The organism is Kitasatospora sp. NPDC059571, assembly GCF_042735675.1.
In the GTDB taxonomy this organism is placed as follows: Bacteria; Actinomycetota; Actinomycetes; order Streptomycetales; family Streptomycetaceae; genus Kitasatospora.
The window spans coordinates 1-17155 of record NZ_JBHWBW010000139.1; the positions used below are offsets into that span (position 1 = coordinate 1).

The 17155-nt window shown below is 71.7% G+C and carries 15 protein-coding genes and 1 pseudogene; 5 read left to right on the forward strand and 11 right to left on the reverse strand.

Annotated features, from left to right (window positions below; all coding sequences use genetic code 11):
- Positions 1-74: 74 nt before the first annotated feature.
- Positions 75-1217 (reverse strand): lactonase family protein, encoded by a 1143-nt coding sequence (locus tag ACFV0G_RS17730; protein ID WP_380547914.1) that lies wholly within the window; start codon positions 1215-1217, stop codon positions 75-77.
- Between the two features lie 775 nt (positions 1218-1992).
- On the opposite strand from ACFV0G_RS17730, the gene ACFV0G_RS17735 reads away from it, so the two are divergent.
- Entirely contained in the window at positions 1993-2427 is a 435-nt protein-coding gene (locus tag ACFV0G_RS17735) for a type IV toxin-antitoxin system AbiEi family antitoxin domain-containing protein (RefSeq protein WP_380547917.1), read from the forward strand.
- A gap of 493 nt (positions 2428-2920) precedes the next feature.
- Here the strand turns inward: ACFV0G_RS17735 and ACFV0G_RS17740 are convergent, their stop codons facing one another.
- Complete coding sequence (locus ACFV0G_RS17740) at positions 2921-3448, reverse strand: hypothetical protein (RefSeq protein ID WP_380547920.1); 528 nt, start codon at positions 3446-3448, stop codon at positions 2921-2923.
- A gap of 585 nt (positions 3449-4033) precedes the next feature.
- Between ACFV0G_RS17740 and ACFV0G_RS17745 the strand changes: the two genes are divergently transcribed.
- Complete coding sequence (locus ACFV0G_RS17745; protein ID WP_380547923.1) at positions 4034-4729, forward strand: hypothetical protein; 696 nt, start codon at positions 4034-4036, stop codon at positions 4727-4729.
- A 537-nt stretch (positions 4730-5266) separates the two neighbouring features.
- Here ACFV0G_RS17745 and ACFV0G_RS17750 read toward each other — a convergent pair.
- The 4 genes and pseudogenes from ACFV0G_RS17750 to ACFV0G_RS17765 all read right to left on the reverse strand — a co-directional run bounded on the left by ACFV0G_RS17750 (position 5267) and on the right by ACFV0G_RS17765 (position 9442).
- Positions 5267-5602, reverse strand: a complete 336-nt coding sequence (locus ACFV0G_RS17750) for a coactosin family protein (RefSeq protein WP_380547957.1) — start codon at positions 5600-5602, stop codon at positions 5267-5269.
- 568 nt (positions 5603-6170) lie between these two features.
- Complete coding sequence (locus ACFV0G_RS17755) at positions 6171-7460, reverse strand: MFS transporter (RefSeq protein ID WP_380547926.1); 1290 nt, start codon at positions 7458-7460, stop codon at positions 6171-6173.
- A 340-nt stretch (positions 7461-7800) separates the two neighbouring features.
- A pseudogene (locus ACFV0G_RS17760) lies at positions 7801-7956 on the reverse strand (alpha/beta hydrolase fold domain-containing protein); the annotation flags it as partial.
- A 223-nt stretch (positions 7957-8179) separates the two neighbouring features.
- Positions 8180-9442, reverse strand: coding sequence for an NADH:flavin oxidoreductase/NADH oxidase family protein (locus ACFV0G_RS17765; protein ID WP_380547929.1), 1263 nt, complete (start codon positions 9440-9442; stop codon positions 8180-8182).
- Positions 9443-9531: 89 nt separating this feature from the next.
- Between ACFV0G_RS17765 and ACFV0G_RS17770 the strand changes: the two genes are divergently transcribed.
- On the forward strand, positions 9532-10134 hold the full coding sequence (locus ACFV0G_RS17770) for a TetR/AcrR family transcriptional regulator (RefSeq protein WP_380547932.1): 603 nt from the start codon (positions 9532-9534) through the stop codon (positions 10132-10134).
- Positions 10135-10408: 274 nt separating this feature from the next.
- Here ACFV0G_RS17770 and ACFV0G_RS17775 read toward each other — a convergent pair whose 3' ends face one another.
- The 5 genes from ACFV0G_RS17775 to ACFV0G_RS17795 all read right to left on the reverse strand — a co-directional run bounded on the left by ACFV0G_RS17775 (position 10409) and on the right by ACFV0G_RS17795 (position 14831).
- On the reverse strand, positions 10409-11056 hold the full coding sequence (locus tag ACFV0G_RS17775; RefSeq protein WP_380547935.1) for a histidine phosphatase family protein: 648 nt from the start codon (positions 11054-11056) through the stop codon (positions 10409-10411).
- Between the two features lie 16 nt (positions 11057-11072).
- Complete coding sequence (locus ACFV0G_RS17780) at positions 11073-12143, reverse strand: phosphotransferase family protein (RefSeq protein WP_380547938.1); 1071 nt, start codon at positions 12141-12143, stop codon at positions 11073-11075.
- A complete protein-coding gene (locus tag ACFV0G_RS17785; RefSeq protein WP_380547941.1) occupies positions 12143-12901 on the reverse strand; it encodes an SDR family oxidoreductase in 759 nt (252 codons plus the stop codon). The genes ACFV0G_RS17780 and ACFV0G_RS17785 overlap by 1 nt, the downstream gene beginning before the upstream one ends.
- Positions 12902-12935: 34 nt before the next feature.
- Positions 12936-14156 (reverse strand): acyl-CoA dehydrogenase family protein, encoded by a 1221-nt coding sequence (locus ACFV0G_RS17790; protein WP_380547944.1) that lies wholly within the window; start codon positions 14154-14156, stop codon positions 12936-12938.
- Between the two features lie 75 nt (positions 14157-14231).
- Positions 14232-14831, reverse strand: a complete 600-nt coding sequence (locus tag ACFV0G_RS17795; protein WP_380547947.1) for a TetR/AcrR family transcriptional regulator — start codon at positions 14829-14831, stop codon at positions 14232-14234.
- A gap of 118 nt (positions 14832-14949) precedes the next feature.
- On the opposite strand from ACFV0G_RS17795, the gene ACFV0G_RS17800 reads away from it, so the two are divergent.
- Complete coding sequence (locus ACFV0G_RS17800; protein ID WP_380547950.1) at positions 14950-15909, forward strand: NAD(P)H-quinone oxidoreductase; 960 nt, start codon at positions 14950-14952, stop codon at positions 15907-15909.
- Positions 15910-16068: 159 nt separating this feature from the next.
- Entirely contained in the window at positions 16069-17142 is a 1074-nt protein-coding gene (locus ACFV0G_RS17805) for an NAD-dependent epimerase/dehydratase family protein (protein ID WP_380547953.1), read from the forward strand.
- Positions 17143-17155: the final 13 nt, after the last annotated feature.

Here is a 17155-nt window from a genome sequence, read left to right on the forward strand (position 1 = left end):
GGGGGGGGGCCCCCCCGCCCCCCCCGGCCGGGCCCCGGGGGGGGGGGGCCGCGGCCATCGGAGTGCGGCGCGGGTCAAACGGCGACGATCCCCTCCCCACCCACGGCGCCGGGCACCGTTTCGGAACCCAACGAGGCGAGGGAGCCGTCACGGCCGACGGCGAACTCGTCGACGACGCCATGGGCGCCGGTCTGGACGTAGAGGTAGCGCCCGTCCGGCGAAGCCGAGGCATCCACGGTGCCGGGATCGGTCGTCGTGTTGCCCAGTGCGGTCAGGCGGCCGCTCTCGGACGCGCGGAAGCCGCTGACGCTCGCGCTGCCGGCGTTCGAGGCGTAGAGGTAGTCGCGGGCGGCGGCGATCCAGCAGGTGGCGGCCTGCCCGGTGGGTGCGACGGACTCCTGGGACACGGTGCCGTCGCGGTGGACCGTCATCGTGGCCACGGCGTTCGGCCCGGCCTCGGCCAGGAACAGGCCGTGCCGGCCGTTGGGAACGAACGCGAACGGGACGGTCCCCGGCAGGTTCGTGACCACGGGCGAGCCGGCCGGGGCGCCGGAGCGGGCGAGGCCAAAGACCAGGAGGTTGCTGCCGTTCGCCTTGGTGGTGACGACCAGCTGATCGCCGTCGCCGGTGAAACCGACCTGCCCCGGGGTGTTGGTGAACTGCGGCGTCGCGTTCGGATCGAGACCCAGGGAGCGGTTCCACCCGGCCCTGGCCACGAGGCGGCCGTCGCGGACGGTGTAGCCCTGGACCGATCCGCCGTCCAGGGCGTTGAGCACGTACACGACGTCGCCGTGCACCGCGACGCTCACCGGGAACCGCCCGCCGGAGCCGACGACCTGCCGCAGGTGCAGCCGGTCGCTGTCCACCGAGAAGACCGAGACCGAGTCGCTCCCCGCGTTCACGGCATAAAGCAGGGCGTGGCCCGGGTCGTAGGTCAGGGAACCCTGCGATGCCAGATGGTCCACGACCGACCCGTCCAGCACCCCTCCCAGGCCCCGTGTGTCATAGGTGCCGGCCTTCGTCAGGCGTCCGTCGTCCGCGCGGCGGTAGGCGACGATCTGATTGCCGGCCGGGTCGTCGGTCTGGACGAAGACCGCATGACGGCCACCGGACTGCTGACCCCCGCCGTCGCGTGCCACGGCTGCGGCGGACGGGACGGACACGGTGACCATCGCGACCGTCGCGACGGCCACGGCGAGACGGGTGAATCTCTGCACGTTGTCATGCCTCCCTGGAGAGCGGGGTCGACGCCTCGCCCGAGGCCTTGCTCACCGGCCGAGCCGGATCCGCGCGACGCGGCCACGAACCGAGACGACATCGACAGGGCAGCGGCGGGGCGCCGCTCTAGTGCAGCCAGCAACGCCGGCCGGGCGGCCCACCACTCCTCGGCGTCACGGTATGTGACGGTTTGCCGGAAACGGTGGAGGCTCCCTGCGGCGGGTCCCACCGGTCGTGCCGCGCCCGCCCCGGCTTGCCGCTCCCGCCACCCGTGCCGCCCCCGAGAGGAGATGATGACCACGGCTCCCGGGGCATTCGCCATTGCCGTCCGGGAGCCGCCTGTGTTCTTCGGCCAGGCCCCGGCAGGGGTCGGGCCAGGCTGCGCGGGCCCTCTAGCAGGTGGCGCCGCCCGGCGGCCTGTCAGGCCGCTTCCGCGCAGGCCTGGCCGCGCAACGCCCAGGCGCGGGTGCGGGCCGCGTCGGAGGCCCGGACCCCCTCGGCGGCCGGGGTCGTCCCCGCCAGCAGCAGCCGCAGGCGGTGGATGCGGACATCGTCTGGATGCCCTGGTCGGCGTGCCGATCGGGGAACCAGCACCTTCGGTCGTCCCGGGCGGGCTGCCCGCCGCGGTTCGGGACGTCGCCGCCGGCACCGGCACCGGCACCGGAGGCTGGCGGGGAGGCGGTGGACGGTGCGGCCGCGGCGGCCCGGCCGGCCAAGGCCCGGCCCGTGGCCAAGCGCGCTTCCGCGCGGAAGGCCGCGCCTGCGAAGGCCGCAGTGGAGGAGACTTCAGCCCGCAAGACGACCGCCGCAAAGAAGACGGCGACGAAGGCAGCGGGGAAGCCGGCCGCCGGCGGTGCAGGGTCGGCGGACCTCGAGGAGCAGGCGGCCGCTCCTGTGAAGAAGACGGCCGCACGCAAGAAGGCCACGCCCACGGCAGCACCGGCTGACGATGCGCACCCGGCTGCGAAGGGCGGGACGGCACCCGCCAGGTCGGTGGCGGGCCGTCGGCGGCTGACCGACGCGTCCAAGGTGCTGGACGTCCTCGCCGGGAGCGAAGGGCCGCTGCGGGCCGGGGAGGTGAGCAGCCGGCTCGGGCTGGACGGTCAGAACGGCGCAGTGGATGCGGTCCGCACCACGCTGGAGCGCCTCACCAAGGCTGGCCGCGTTCAGCGCACCGGCCGCGGCCTGTACGCGCCGGCCGCCGACTGACGGCAGGCCGCAGCTTCGTGCCCGCCGCCGCCCACCTCCCCAGCACCCTCGCCGAACAAGCCCCAGCCGAACGTTGCGCAGCTGCCGTGGCCGTACGCGGCTTACGGGGGGGCGACGATGCCCAGCACAACTAATGCACTCACACGCGCCGGTGCCAATACCGCCCTGCCCGGCGGTCAGCGAAGGGCAGATGTGTGCTCCAGAGGCGGGACCGGTGGCTGGCTCGGCGCCGTGGACGAGCTGCCGGCGCAGCAGCTCACCGGCGGCCGGGCCCTCAACGGGCTGGCGACTCCGGATCAGGACGAGCGGGCCCGGCCGATGCCCGCCTGCACGGCGGCGTGCTGAGCAGCCGAAGACGGGGGCGGCCCACCAGATCGGGACCGGGGGCAGTAGCGCGCCGGTGGGGCTGCGGCGCGACCGCTACGGGGTGCCGGCTGTGCGGGGCCGTGCCCGGCCCCGGGCTGGGGGTCGGGCTGTCCCTTTCGGCGGGCGGTCAGCCGATGCCGGTGACCTGGAGGGCGGTGGTCCAGTTGGTGCGGATCGCGCTGCGGGCGGCCGACAGGGTGATGGTGCCGGCGCAGACGGCGTTCTTCAGCTTCGCCTCGACGCCGTCCTTGGTGTAGGCGGTCTTGGTGCCGTAGTGGGGCTCGGGCCACAGGTTGCCCGGGTCGCGGGGTGCGCCGCCGAGCTCGAGGGGGACGAGGTGGTCCTCCTCGTAGTCGGCCATGCTGGTGTCGCTGTAGCCGTAGTCGATGATGCCCTGGGCCTTGAGCGGGTTGGTGTAGGACGTCGGCGGCCGGACCGTGGTCGTCCACCCGGAGACGCAGATCGTGGAGCCGATCGTGGACTGGGTCACGTCCGGGTTGTACGCGCCCGGGGTGCAGGACGGGTCCGGCAGCGGCAGGTAGGACTGCGAGCAGGTCGCGGCCTGGGCCGTACCGGCGGTACCGACCACGAGGGCGGCAGCGGTCAGCGCCAGGACGCCGGCAGCACTGGTCAGGGTTCGGGGCAGGGCACGCATCGGGGGGCCTCCATGGGGGTCGGGGCGACGCGGAACCGGGCAATCCCCATGACAGCGCACCCCGGGCCTACGCGGGTAGACCTGTGACATGAACTCCACATTGCCACCCCGTTTCTGACAGGCAGTCCAGCACGCGGCGGAGGACGGCAGGCACCGCCGACCCCCTGCACAGGAGGGCCCGGGCGCCGGTCCCCGCAGAGCGCGGTGCAGCCTTCGCCCCGGTCGGCCACTCCTCGCCAGCCGCTCCGGGGGAGTAGAGGGCGGCCCGGGCCGGGAGAGGCGACGTCGTCGAGCAGGGCGCGATTACTCGTCCCGCCACTTCCCCCGTGACGGCCGTCGCAGCGGTGGCGGCCCGGCAGGCGGGAGCACGCGCCGGCTGCCGGACGGACTGCGTCCGTGCAGCCCGGGCCCAGCCGCCCGGGTGCTGTCCCGTGACACCGCGCACACGCACCTGCCGGTCGTACGGGCCGTCACATCGGTCCGGGTCCGTGAGGGTAAGGTCCGCTCGGCAGGACACGCGCCCGCGCGCACCGTGAGTGGGTGCCCCTGCCCCTACCTGGTGTTCCTGACGATTCGGAGGAGTCCGTGCAGCTCACGGCTCGTTGCGCCCTGGCCCTCGCCGCGGCGGCACTGCTCGCAGCTTCCGGCTGCACGCCGGCAAAGAGCGGGAAGCCGGGCGGCGACGCGGCGGCGCCCCCGCCCGCCGCCTCCGGCGGCCAGGTGGCAATCCCGGTCGGCCCGGGCCCCAAGAGCACCTACACGGCGCAGGCGCAGCCCGCGCCCGGTACCTGCCACTTCCGGTACACCGCCGCGAAGCAGCCGCTGCCCGACCCCGTCTGCACGCCCGGCGCGACCAGCCCCGCCGTCACCCAGGCCACCCTCGCCCAGACGATCTGCAAGACCGGCGGCTACACCTCCACCATCCGCCCCCCGGTCAACATCACCAACAAGGAGAAGACGGGCAACGCCGCCTCCTACGGATACACCGGCCCCATGGGCGACGCCGAGTACGACCACCTGATCAGCCTGCAGCTCGGCGGCGACCCCAACGACCCCCGCAACCTGTGGGTCGAGCCGCCGTCCCCCGGCCACGTCGCCGGGAAGGGCCCGAACAACCCGAAGGACAGCGTCGAGACGCACCTGCACACCGCGATCTGCAAGAACCAGGTCACCCTCGCCGCCGCCCAGCAGGCCATCGCCACCGACTGGACCACCGCCGAGACCAAACTCGGTATCAAGTCCGCCGCGGGCGGCGACCAGACCCCGGCCGACACCGACTGATCCACGTCCCGGCGCACAGGCGCGGGGTGCCGGACCGAGAGCATGGGGGCGTGCCGGCCCGCTGGTGCACTGCGGGGTCTTGGTGGTGGCGCGCAGGTCGGCGAGGGGGCTATCGGCGGCGGCGTAGAGCTGGGCGAGGAGGTCGGCGACGAGATCGGGGTGAGGCAGGTCGAGGAGGCGTTGGAGGGTGAAGTCCTGCGGAGCTTCGGTCGCGGCGAGGAACAGCGGGGTGTAGGTGAAGCCGAACGGGCTGCGGAGGGCGATCTCGAACCAGGCGGCGGCCAGGAGCAGGCGGGCGAGGTGCTGTTCCTCGTCGTGAGCCCGGTCGATGGGCTGGGTGCGGTCGTCGCGGGAAGATCACCGCGGAGTGGACCGACATCCAGGTGTCCTGGGGGCGGCTGTGCGGGTCCTTCACAGACACTCCGCAGGCGTGGGCGTGCATCGACATCCACGGCGGCGGTGTCTACACCAGCTGACCTCGGGGGCCGTCCCGGGTCCGGGGCAGGCGATCAGGATCGCGGCGGCTAGCTAGCCGGGTCAGTAGTTAGCGGAGCGCACCTTCTGGATGACCTTGTCCTGGGTGAGGTCGTCCCGGTCGGAGGTCGCGATCTCGATCGTGACGTCCTTGATGACGGCCTTGAGTGCGGGCTTGTCGACGCTGACCTTGCCCTTCTTCATCGGTGAGGTCCCCTCTCCGACCCACGAGATCAGGACGAACCTGGTCCTCGTCGTCTCCTCCGTCGGAATGTCCACGCGGCAGTAGGCGTACATCGGCGCGTCGTCGGGGAGTGCGCCAGGGAGACTCTCGAATCCGGTGCCGGTGCCGGCGACGACGATGTCGTTGCCTTCGTAGCCGAAGGTGGCCCAGTCGATGCCGCCAGGGCGAGTCCGGCCTCATTGTGTGCGGCCGTCATTCGATTCTGACGGTCCGCCAGGATGGAATGTTCAGGTCACGCACGGTCTGATGGCCTCTCGGCGCGCCGAGAGGCGCTCGGGCACTCGGTTGGCAGGCTCCGATGGCGCTCTGTCCTGGGCACCGTGAACCGGACGGAATGAGCCCTGGAGCGGGAACCCGGGCTGCTCATCAGCGCCTCGCTTCCGCACACGACCCCGGGCGGAGTATCCGTCGCGCGCTACCCGGGGGCATGGAGCACGCTGGATCGAGACGGGCCGGCCGCGGACCCCCGAACGCGGCCGGCCTGCGATGAGCTGGCAGTTGAGCTGCGGTCAGAGGGATGCCGACCGGCGTCGGCGACAACAGTCGAGGTGGCCAGGTGCCCACCAAGCCTTCCTTTGCCAGACGCGTGTCCCTGACCGAGCACCGCTGTCCGTCTGGGCCCACGGCCCTGACTCTGTGCGTCTTCAGCGTCAGCCTGGTTGTGCCACGCCTCGGGACACCCCTTCTGGGCGAGGTCTGCGCAGCCCCGCCCGGCAGTGGTGGTCAGGCGAGTTCTTCGGCTGCCCCTGCTGCATCCGCGACGATCTCCTCGCCCCGCCTCCTCCCGCCGATGAGTCGTTGCAGGGCGAGGGCGACGGCGGAGACCAGGACAACGAAGGCAGCGTAGCCTTCGACGACGGGGACAAGACCCAGCGCAGGAACGAGCATCCCGGCGACGACAGCAGGCAGGCCGAAGGCGGTGTAGCTGATCAGGTAGACGGCCGACAGCAGGCCTGCCCGACCTTCTGAGGGGGCCCCCGCCAGCAGCATGCGCAGGCCGCCCTGGAAGGCGGCGCCGAAGCCGATGCCGGCCACTGGGGCGCTGGCGTAGAACCCCCAGGGGGAATGCGCGGCGAGTGCGCTGACCGTGAGCGCGGGGCCGATGATGAGCGCCGCCGCTCCGATCAGCATGATGTCCCAGGCATCGCGGCGGCGGCCGAGAACGCCGGTCAGGGCGCCGGTGCCGGTTACGAGGGCGATGGCGAAGCCTGCGGCGATGTGGCTGGTGACGCCGAGGCTCTTGGACAGGATGGTGGGGCCCATGCCGAGATACAGTCCCGCGAGCGCCCAGCTGGAGATCATGCAGCCGATGACGACGGCGAAGATGCGTCGGACCTCTCGTGGGACGGCCACTCGCGGCGCCAACGTGGACCAGGTGACGGGTGCGCGCTTCCGGTGCTCGCGCAGGCGAAGGGCCAGGACGGCGACTGTGGAGATCAGTACTGCGCAGACGAGGTAGATGGTCACCGTGGGAGCGGGTGCGTTCTGTGCGAGTACGCCGCTGCCGAGGGCCCCGGCGGCGAGCCCGGCCGGTGGGAGGGCTCCGTTGAGTACTGCCGCCAGGCGGGCGCTGCCGGGAGGTGCGTGGTCGATCATCGCCGCGCCGGCCGCACCCATGCCGGCGCCCACGGCGATGCCTTGAAGGGCACGGGCGATGAGCAGGGCCGTCAGGCTGTCAGCGCTGGCGAAGAGCGCGAGTGCGGCAACGGAGACCACGGCTGAGGCAACGATGACGGGGCGCCGCCCCACATGGTCGGACAGTGCGCCTACGGTCGGGAGGGAGAGAAGCAGGCCGCAGATGTAGACCGATAAGACCGCAGTAGTCGCCGCCGGGGTGAGGTCTAGTTCCTGCTGGTAGATCGGGTACAGCGGAGACGGCACACCGGATTGGGCGATCAGTAGGAACAGCATGGCGGACGCGATCCAGAATCCGCTGGTTGTCGACCGCTGGCCTTCTGCCTCCCGCGGTACGGGGCTGCGCCCGGTCTGCGACGTGAGCTGTTCGGTGATCATGCGTTCCGTTCCGGCTGGATGCCGCCCTGGGGCGCGCGAGAAGGGCCGGACATTCGAGCTTGATCGCCAGACTCACCAGCCCAATGTTTACACTGCCTACATTAGGGAACGATGGTGTGCACCGTCAACATTTGGGCGGAGACGGGCCACGAGCGGCGCTCCTGGCCCATGCCCGTAGCCCCTGTACGGCATTCCCGGTGATTGCGGGGCAGAGCCGCCGGCTGTATGGACCCGAAGGCACATTCGGCCTGGTCCGGAGGGCCAAGGAGGGCGCCTGCGGACCTGGCGTCATCCGTGTCGAGTGTGCGGGTCAGTTGTTGTGGAGTGCTGCCTTGAGGGCGTCGACGCCGGCCTCGCGGAGCCTGTTGGCGTACTGCTCGCCCTCGTCGCGCAGGACGTCGGCCTCGTCGGTGATGACCAGGGTGGTCGGCAGGCCCTTCAGCTGCTCGAGACTCGCCTGCAGGGACGAGGCGTGGTGTTCGGCGCGCTGGGCGGGGCCACCTCTCGCCGGACGGCAAGGGTCATGCGAGCCCCGAGCAACTCATCGACGACCTCCTCGGCTACCTGGACGCCGCGGCACGCGGCACGCAGGCAGGGCGCTGAGGCACCCCCGCTTCCTCGCTCGGGTCGGAAATCCGTCGCGTACGGCGTATGCGAAGGCATCCTGGTCTCCGCCCGCCTGCCAGAGGGGGAGACCGGGATGCCTTCGCAGCTCGTGGTTACCGGTGCCGGTGCCCGGCGGCGGCCTTCAGCCGGGTGGGCAGCCAGGTGCGGTAGCGGCGCAGGGCCTGTCGCTGCTGCCGCTGCTCGGCGACGAGGGCGATGGCCGGGTGGATGCCGGGGCGCGGGTCGCTGCCGCGGGCGAGGCGGCGCAGCTGGCGGCGGACCTGGGCCATGCTCGCGGCGGAGGCGAGGGGCTTGTCCTTCCAGGTGACCGGGCGCATCTGCCGGTCGGTTTCGCGGCCGTTCTTCCAGCGGTTGGGCAGGTCGGGGGTGACGGCGAGGGCGGTGCCCATGCCGACGATCGCGACGCCGCTGGCCAGGACTTGGTCGGCGGTGGCGCGGCGGGTGATGCCGCCGGTGAGCATCAGCGGCACGGGGCTGGTCTTCACCAGCTCCTTGGCCAGCTCGAGGAAGTACGCCTCGCGGGCCTGCGTGCGGGTGTCGGTGGAGCGGCCGGTCATCGCGGGGCTCTCGTAGCTGCCGCCGGAGAGCTCGACCACGTCGACGTCGAGCAGTGACAGCCACTCGATCACCTGGCGGGCGTCGTTGGCGTCGAATCCGCCGCGCTGGAAGTCGGCGGAGTTTAGCTTCACGGCGACGGTGAAGGTCGGCGAGACGGCGGCGCGGACGGCGCGGACGGTGTCGAGGAGCATCCGGGCCCGGTTTTCCAGGGATCCGCCCCAGGCGTCGGTGCGCTTGTTGACAAGCGGTGACAGGAACTGCGACAGCAGGTAGCCGTGTGCGGCATGGATCTCGACGCCGTCGAATCCGGCCTGCTCGGCGCGCGCGGCCGTGACGGCGAAGCGCCGTACGGTGGCGTCGATCTGCTGCGCGGTCATGGCGCTCGGGCGGCCGAAGCGGCCGCTGTGCTTGCCCAGGTCGACGCCGAGGTCCGACGGTCCCCAGACGACTCCGGGCATGTCTGAGGCGACCTGGCGGCCGGGGTGGTTGATCTGCATCCAGATCGCCCCGCCGCCGGACTTGCCGGCCTTCGCCCACTCGATGAATGGCTCCAACGGTGCGGCGTCGTCCAGGACAACGCCGGCGGGGCCGGTCAGGGCCTCGGCATGGACCATGACGTTGCCGGTGATCAGCAGTCCCGTGCCGCCGGCGGCCCAGCGCCGGTACAGCCCGATCAGCTGCCTGTCCGGGAGCTGGCCGGGGCCGGCCATGTTCTCCTCCATGGCCGCCTTGGCGATCCGGTTGGTCAGCACCGCCCCAGAGCCCAGGAGCAGCGGCGTGAACAGTTCGCTGGCCATCTGATTCGTCCTCTTCATCGACTAGGATGTGTACAGCGTTTACATTAGGGCAATAATGTAGGCGGTGCAAACATCAGAGAGGGTGACCCATGACACAGACGAATGCCTCGTACCACCATGGCGATCTGCGCGCTGCGTGCGTGCGTGCCGCTCGGGAGCTTCTCGAGGAGGACGGCAGCGCGGGCCTGTCCCTGCGGGCCGTGGCGCGGCGGGCGGGCGTGTCCCCGACCGCCCCGTATCGCCACTACGCGGACCGTGACGCGCTCGTCTCCGCGGTCGCCGCGGAGGGCTACGTCGAGCTCGCCGACCACCTGGCGGCCGCGCACCCCTCGCCGCGCACGCCCGAGGACCTGGCAGAAGTCGCGGTCGCCTACGTGCGGTTCGCGCTGGAGCGTCCGCCGATGTTCCGGGTGATGTTCGCCGAGCCCTGCGACCCGACGAACGAGGAGCGGGTCGCGGCGACCGCCGCCATCTGGGAGTACGTCCGCGGCATCGTCCACGGCGTCTTCCCCAATTCCGACCCGGAGGCCCTGTCCACCGCCGTGTGGGCCGTCGTCCACGGCCTGGCCTTCCTCCACCTGGACGGAAAGCTGGACGCCTCCACCCCCGAGGTGGTCTCCGGCCAGGTCCACGCCGCCGTCCAGGCGCTCCTCAGCGCCTCCCCGGCGGAGGCGGAGCCGGTCAAGGTCTGACACTCCCCCGCAGTCCCTGCGGTTTGTCCCGCTCGACGGCTCGGCGATGGGGAGTGCAGTGAGGTGGGGAAGAGCGCGGGACGGACTGCCGCAGTCCGTCCCGCGAATCGGCGCGCCGTGGCGTCCACAGGCGGAGGGGGGGGGCGCCCGCGCCCCCCCCCCCCGCGACCTGGGACGGCCATCCGGCAGGGCGCGGCGGTCGCCGCCGGCCACGGTGGTCCGGCCGGCTGCTGCCGCCGTGCGGCTGGCTCCGGGACCGAACGGGGGCTGGGTTTCAGCGGTAGGTGCGCAGCTGGCTCCGGTCGCCGGTGAAGTGGGCGTGCTCGTTGAACGTCAGGAGACTGGCCCCGGCCCCGCCCACCGCCAAAGTGGTGACGGAAGCATTGACGGCCACGCGGTGGAGTGAGACGACTCCTGCCGGCGGCAGGGACAGCAGCGCGCCGCAGAGCGCGGAGAGCGGACCGGCCGAGGTGACCACGACCGCGTCGCGGCCCCGCTGAAGGGATGCGGTCAGCTCGGCGAAGGCAGCCGTCGCCGTGGCCTCGAAGTCGGCCCAGGATCCGTTGTCGGCCATGGTGGCGTCCGCCATCCACGCCGCCAGTGCCTGGTCGATCAGCTCTTGGAGGGAGGCGGCGCCCTGCGCGGGTTTGGCGTAGCGGTCCAGCAGCGCCTCGTGGTCGTACTCGTTCCAGCGCGCGTCCTCGTGGACCGGCCGGGTGTACCCGGCCGTCTCCGCGAGCAGTCGCGCTGTGTCGCGCTGGCGGTTCAGGGTGCCGGACACCAGGTACGGATCGCGCAGGCCGCGGCGGACGAGTTCCTGGCCGACGGCGGCGGCCTGGGCCCGGCCCAGGTCGGACAGGGCGTCGTAGTCCTCGGCATCGGCGGACGCCTGGCCGTGGCGGACCAGACAGATCAGCGGCACGGGGCACTCCCTTCGGTCAGCCTCGACCGGCTCGGCGGATGGTCGACCGGCACCGCCGGTCGAGGTAGTTGACAGCCAGCCAGAGGTGCCGGAAGGCGGGGTTGCGGGTCTGCTTGTGGTGGTAGCGGTAGTAGATCTGCTGGGCGATCACGGCGAGCCTGAAGAGGCCGAAGACCTCGTAGAAGGGCCAGTTGTCCGCGGGAAGGCCCATCCGGTCGCAGTACCGCTCGACGATCTCGGCGCGTGTGAGCATGCCGGGCAGATGGCTGGGCTGGCGGCGCATCGCGCGGGCCATCCGCCCGTCGTCGGCCTGCACCCAGTAGGCGAGGGCGCTGCCGAGGTCCATCAGCGGGTCGCCGATCGTGGCCAGTTCCCAGTCCAGGACGCCGGTGACGTGCAGGTCGTGCTCGTCGAGGACGAGGTTGTCCAGGCGCCAGTCGTTGTGGACGACACACAGGGCCACGTCGTCGGGTTGGTGCTCGCCGAGCCAGGCCGTCACCCGGCGGAAGCCGGGCGTGTTCCAGGTGCGCACCTGCTCGTAGCGGCGGGTCCAGCCCTCGACCTGGCGGCGGACGTAGCCCTCGCCCTTGCCGAGGTCGGTCAGTCCCGCGGCGGCGGCATCGACCCGGTGCAGGTCGGTCAGGGAGTCGACGAATGCCTCCGAAAGTGCCCTGGCGTCGGCAGGCGGCAGGGTCATGCCGGCGGGGAGCTTGCCGCGGAGGATGAGACCGGGCACCCGGTCCATGACGTAGAAGTCGCTGCCGAGAACGGCCGGGTCCTGGCACAGGGCCCGGACGGTGGGCACGAGCGGGAACGCGGGCTTGAGCGCCTGCTGGAGGCGGTACTCGCGGGCCATGTCGTGCGCGGAGGCCGCCTTCTTCCCGGCCGGCGGGCGGCGCAGGATCAGTTCTCTGCCCAGGTGCGGGTAGCGCAGCAGGTAGGTGAGGTTGGACGCGCCGCCGGTGAACTGGACGACCTCGGGGGGCGGGCCGGCGAGTCCGTCCACCTGCCCGGTCAGCCAGGTGTGCACCCGGTCGGTGTCGAAGGCGTCCTCAGCCCGGACGGCGCGCTGGTCGGTGTCGTTCATCAGCTCACCTTGGTCACGAGCCGCAGCGGGAGGTGGCGCAGGAGGAATCCCACCGGCACCCAGGGCCACGCGGGGACCTTCGCCTCGGCGGGTTCGCGTTCGATGGCGCGCACCATGGCCCGCACCCCCTTCTCGGTGGAGGTCATCATCGGTGTCTTCGCCGCCCCCGCGCTCAAGTCGGTGGCGATGTAGCCGGGGTGGAGGGTGGTGACGGCGATCGGCGTGCGGGTCTGGAGCATCTCGGCGCGGATGCCCTCGGCCAGCGCCGAGACGCCGGCCTTGCTGGCCGCGTACGTGGTGAGATTGTGTGGCAGGCCTCGCATCGCGCTCATCGAGGAGACGACCACGAGGTGGCCGGAGCGCTGGGCGCGGAAGATCTCCATGGCGGCCTCGCACTGGGCGAGCGCGGCGGTGAAGTTGGTCTGCGCGGTCTGGAGGTTGGCGTCGAAACGGCCGGTGCCGATCGGACGCCCCTTCCCCAGGCCCGCGTTGACGACGACCCGGTCCAGGCCACCCAGGTCCGTGTTCAGGGCGCGGAACACCTCGAAGACCTGCTGGTGGTCGTTGACGTCCAGGCTGCGCACCGAGACGGTGATGCCCGGGTGGGCGGCGAGCAGTTCCTCGCGCAGTGCCTCCAGCCGGTCGGTCCGGCGGGCGCAGAGCGCCAGGTCCCGGCCGCGGGCGGCGAAGGCGCGCGCCATGCCCTCCCCCAGTCCCGAACTCGCCCCGGTGACAAGGATTCTTCTCCGTGCGGTCACGGCGTCCTCACCTGCTCCTTCCGCTCCTGGCCGGTCATGCCGCGTCCCGGGTGTGGCCCCGCAGTTCGACCCGGGCGACGACTCCGAGGTGCACTTCGTCGGGGCCGTCCGCCAGGCGCAGCGCGCGGGCGGCGGCCATCGCGCCGGCCAGCGGGAAGTCGTCGGACAGGCCTGCTCCGCCGTGGAGCTGGATGGCCATGTCGATCACGTCGCAGGCCATCGCCGGGACGGCCGCCTTGACCTGGGACAGCTCGCTGATGGCGCCGAACGCTCCGGCGGTGTCCAGCAGCCATGCGGCGTGCAGGACCTGGAGACGTGCCTGGTTGATCGCGATCCTGGCCCGGGCCAGCCGCTCGCGGTTGCCGCCGAGGTTGGCGAGCGGCTTCCCGAAGGCCGTGCGGGACAGGGACCGCTCGCAGGCCAGCTGCAGTGCGCGCTCGGCCAGTCCGATCAGCCGCATGCAGTGGTGGATGCGCCCGGGGCCGAGCCGGCCCTGGGCGATCTCGAAGCCCCGGCCGGGGCCGGCGATCACGGCGCTCAGCGGCAGCCTGACGTCGGTGAAGGTCACCTCGCCGTGGCCGTAGGGTTCGTCGAGGTAGCCGTACACCGGCAGCATCCGCTCGATGCGCACGCCCGGGGTGTCCAGGGGAACGAGGACCATGGAGTGCCGGGCGTGGCGAGGCGCCTGGGGGTCGGTCAGGCCCATGAAGATGACGAACCGGCAGTCCGGGTGCCCGATGCCGGTGCTCCACCACTTGCGGCCGTTGAGGACGACGGTGTCCCCGTCCACGGTGGCGGTGGCCGCCATGTTGGCGGCGTCGGAGGAGGCGACGTCCGGTTCGGTCATGCAGAAGGCCGAGCGGATCTCGCCGCGCAGCAGCGGCTCCACCCAGCGGCTGCGCTGCTCGCCGCTGCCGTAGTGCAGCAGCACCTCGGCGTTGCCGGTGTCGGGAGCGTTGCAGTTGAAGATCTCCGGGGCGATCAGCGAGCGTCCCATCAGTTCGGCGAGCGGGGCGTACTCGACGTTGGTCAGGCCCGCGCCGTGGACGGTGTCGGGGAGGAAGAGGTTCCATAGGCCCGCGGCCCTGGCGTTGGCCTTCAGCTCCTCGATCACCGGTGGGACCGACGTCCAGCGATCGTCCTGGGCCCGAAGCTCGGTGTAGTACTCCTGCTCGCGGGGCAGGACCTCCGCGGCCATGAACGCTTCCATCCGCTCGATGTACTCGCGCGCCCGGGCCGAGTGTCCGAAGTCCATGTGCTCCCACCTTGTCGAGCAATGCTCAGTAGTTGAAGGGGACGGGTGCCGGACGCGGGGCGTCCGGCGGATTTTTCAGCGATCGCTGGCGGTGAACCGGTCCATGACCTGCTCCAGGTTGCCGACCAGCAGGTTGACCAGGTCGTCCGTGGTGACGACGTCGCCGGTGGCCCCGATGGCCATCTCCTCCGCCATGGCCAGCCAGCCGCGCACGGCGAGCCGGTGCAGCGGTGTGGGGTCCAGGACGCCGGCGGCGTCCAGGACGCGGCCGGTGAGGGTGCGGCGGTTGTCCTCGAAGACCTCCAGCACCCGTTCGTCGCCGCCCGCGCCGGCTCGCACCAGGGCCACGTAGTTGCCCTTTCGGCGCTGGACGAACGACACGAAGCCCTCGACGATCCCGCGCACCCGCTCCGCCGCAGTTCCCTCCTCCGGCGCCTTGGCGTGCCGCAGCAGTCGGCGCCCGGCCGCCTCCACCACCGCGACGTAGTAGTCGCGCTTGGTGGGGAAGTAGCGGAACAGCAGGCCGCGGGAGATGCCAGCCTCGGCGGCCACCTCGTCGATCGACATCTCGTGGATGGGCCGGGTGGTGAGCAGCCGCAGGCCGATGTTGATCAGCTGCGTCCGGCGCTCCTCGGGCTTCAGGCGTTGGCGTGCCGGTGCGGCCGTGGCGATCATGATTGCAACCCTAGCCTGCTGAGCATTGCTCAGCAAGAGCAATGTTGACACTGCATACTCCGGCGCCCTAATGTGTGCAGTGCAAACATTGGCTTGCTCATGCGAACGGACTTGCACCATGAAGGCAATCACGATCAAGGAATTCGGCGGCCCTGAGGTTCTGGAGTGGACCGACGTCGAGGACCCGACCCCCGCGGCGGGCGAAGTCGTCATCGACGTGGCCGCCACCGCCCTCAACCGGGCCGACATCATGCAGCGCTGGGGCCTCTACCCCCTCGCTCCCGGCACCTCCCCCTACCCCGGGCTGGAGGCCTCGGGACGCATCAGCGCCATCGGCGAGGGCGTCACCGGCTGGAGCATCGGCGACGAGGTCTGCGCCCTGCTCACCGGCGGCGGCTACGCCCAGAAGGTCGCCGTCCCCGAGGGCCAACTCCTCCCCGTCCCCAAGGGCGTCAGCCTCGTCGAGGCGGCCGCCCTGCCCGAGGCCGTCGCCACCGTCTGGTCCAACCTCGTCATGACCGCCCGCCTCGAGCACGGCGAGACCCTCCTCGTCCACGGCGGCGCCGGCGGCATCGGCACCGCCGCCATCCAGATCGCCAAGGCGCTGGGCGCCCGCGTCGTCACCACCGTCGGCGGCCCCGAGAAGGCCGCCCGCGCACGGGAGCTGGGCGCCGACGTCACCATCGACTACCGCACCGAGAACTTCGCCGACCACGGCCCCTACGACATCATCCTCGACGTCATCGGCGGCGAGTACCTCCAGCGCAACGTCAGCTCCCTGGCCCCCGACGGACGCCTGGTCATCATCGGCCTGCAGAACGGCCTCGAAGCCCCGCTCAACCTCGCCGAGCTGGTCTTCAAGCGCGCCTCCGTCCACGGGACCACCCTGCGCACCCGCGCCGCCGCCGACAAGGCGGCGATCATCTCCGAGGTGCGCGAGTGGGTCTGGCCGCTGATCGAGGACGGCACCGTCGAGCTCGTCGTCGACCGCACCCTCCCCCTCTCCGACGCCGCTGAGGCGCACCGCCTCATGGAGGCGGGCGGGCACATCGGCAAGATCATCCTCGTCAACGACTGAGCAGACGTCGTACGGCTGATCGCTCGGACGGGTGATGCACAGGGCGGTGATCGTCGCGGCAGAGATGCCTGCGGGGATCACCGCCATGTGCTTCTGCCCATGCGAACCACCCGGCCAGCCGAGGCACCTGCGCGCGGCGCAGAGAGCGAAAGGAACTCCATGGACACCCGAGTCGACCTCGGTGACCTGCCCGTCGACACAAGTGCGCCGGTCCTGGTCACCGGAGCCACCGGTTACGTCGCCGGCTGGATCGTGAAGAGCCTGCTCGACGCCGGGGCCACGGTCCACGCCGCGGTCCGCGACCCGCACAACACCGACAAGGTGCAACACCTCCTCGCCGACGCCTCGCCCGGCACGTTGCGCCTGTTCGCGTCAGACCTGCTGCAGGACGGCTCGTACCGCGAGGCCATGCAGGACTGCCGGATCGTGATCCACACGGCCTCGCCGTTCGCACGGACGGTCCGCGATCCGCAGCGTGACCTCGTCGACCCGGCCGTGCGCGGCACCCGCAACGTACTGGAGACGGCGACAGAGGTCGCGAGCGTCGAGCGGGTCGTGCTCACCAGTTCGATGGCCGCGATGGTCGGCGATGCCCAGGACATCCGGCGGCTCCCCGGCCGGATCGTCACCGAGGAGACCTGGAACACCACCTCGTCACTGACTCACGAGCCCTACAGCTACTCCAAGACCCTCGCCGAGCGGGAAGCTTGGCGGATCGCCCGGAGCCAGGACCGCTGGCGCCTGGTCACCGTCAATCCCGGCCTGGTGATCGGCCCCTCGCTCAACCCCGACCCCACCAGCGAGAGCTTCGCCATCGCACGGCAGATGGCCAGTGGCGAGGCGCGTTTCGGCGCACCCCGCATCGCCCTGGCCGTCGTGGACGTCCGCGAGGTCGCGTACGCACACCTGGCGGCCGCCTTCCTCCCCGAGGCTGAAGGCCGGCACCTCGTCGTGGCGGAGACCACCGACATCGTCGACCTCGGCCGCCGGCTGCTTCCCGCCTACGGAGCCACCTTCGGGCTGCCGCGCCGGGCGGTTCCCAAACCCCTCGCAGTCGCCCTCGCGCCGGTGATCGGACTCCCCCGCGCATACGTGCGCCGCAACATCGGCTTCGACCTCCGCAGCGACACGACCAAGAGCCGACGCGAGCTGGGCGTGCGCTACCGGCCCGCGCAGGAGTCCATGGAGGAGATGCTCGGCCAGCTCGCCGCGTCCGCAGCTCCGAAGCGCTGACCCGGAGCCGGCG

Excerpts from the sequence above, each read along its gene's own strand:
- ACFV0G_RS17765 (WP_380547929.1), bottom strand. The coding sequence starts at position 9,442 with ATGGCCAGCGAACTGTTCACGCCGCTGCTCCTGGGCTCTGGGGCGGTG.
- ACFV0G_RS17740 (WP_380547920.1), bottom strand. The coding sequence starts at position 3,448 with ATGCGTGCCCTGCCCCGAACCCTGACCAGTGCTGCCGGCGTCCTGGCG.
- ACFV0G_RS17790 (WP_380547944.1), bottom strand. The coding sequence starts at position 14,156 with ATGGACTTCGGACACTCGGCCCGGGCGCGCGAGTACATCGAGCGGATG.
- ACFV0G_RS17780 (WP_380547938.1), bottom strand. The coding sequence starts at position 12,143 with ATGAACGACACCGACCAGCGCGCCGTCCGGGCTGAGGACGCCTTCGAC.
- ACFV0G_RS17795 (WP_380547947.1), bottom strand. The coding sequence starts at position 14,831 with ATGATCGCCACGGCCGCACCGGCACGCCAACGCCTGAAGCCCGAGGAG.
- ACFV0G_RS17800 (WP_380547950.1), top strand. The coding sequence starts at position 14,950 with ATGAAGGCAATCACGATCAAGGAATTCGGCGGCCCTGAGGTTCTGGAG.
- ACFV0G_RS17805 (WP_380547953.1), top strand. The coding sequence starts at position 16,069 with ATGGACACCCGAGTCGACCTCGGTGACCTGCCCGTCGACACAAGTGCG.
- ACFV0G_RS17755 (WP_380547926.1), bottom strand. The coding sequence starts at position 7,460 with ATGATCACCGAACAGCTCACGTCGCAGACCGGGCGCAGCCCCGTACCG.
- ACFV0G_RS17770 (WP_380547932.1), top strand. The coding sequence starts at position 9,532 with ATGACACAGACGAATGCCTCGTACCACCATGGCGATCTGCGCGCTGCG.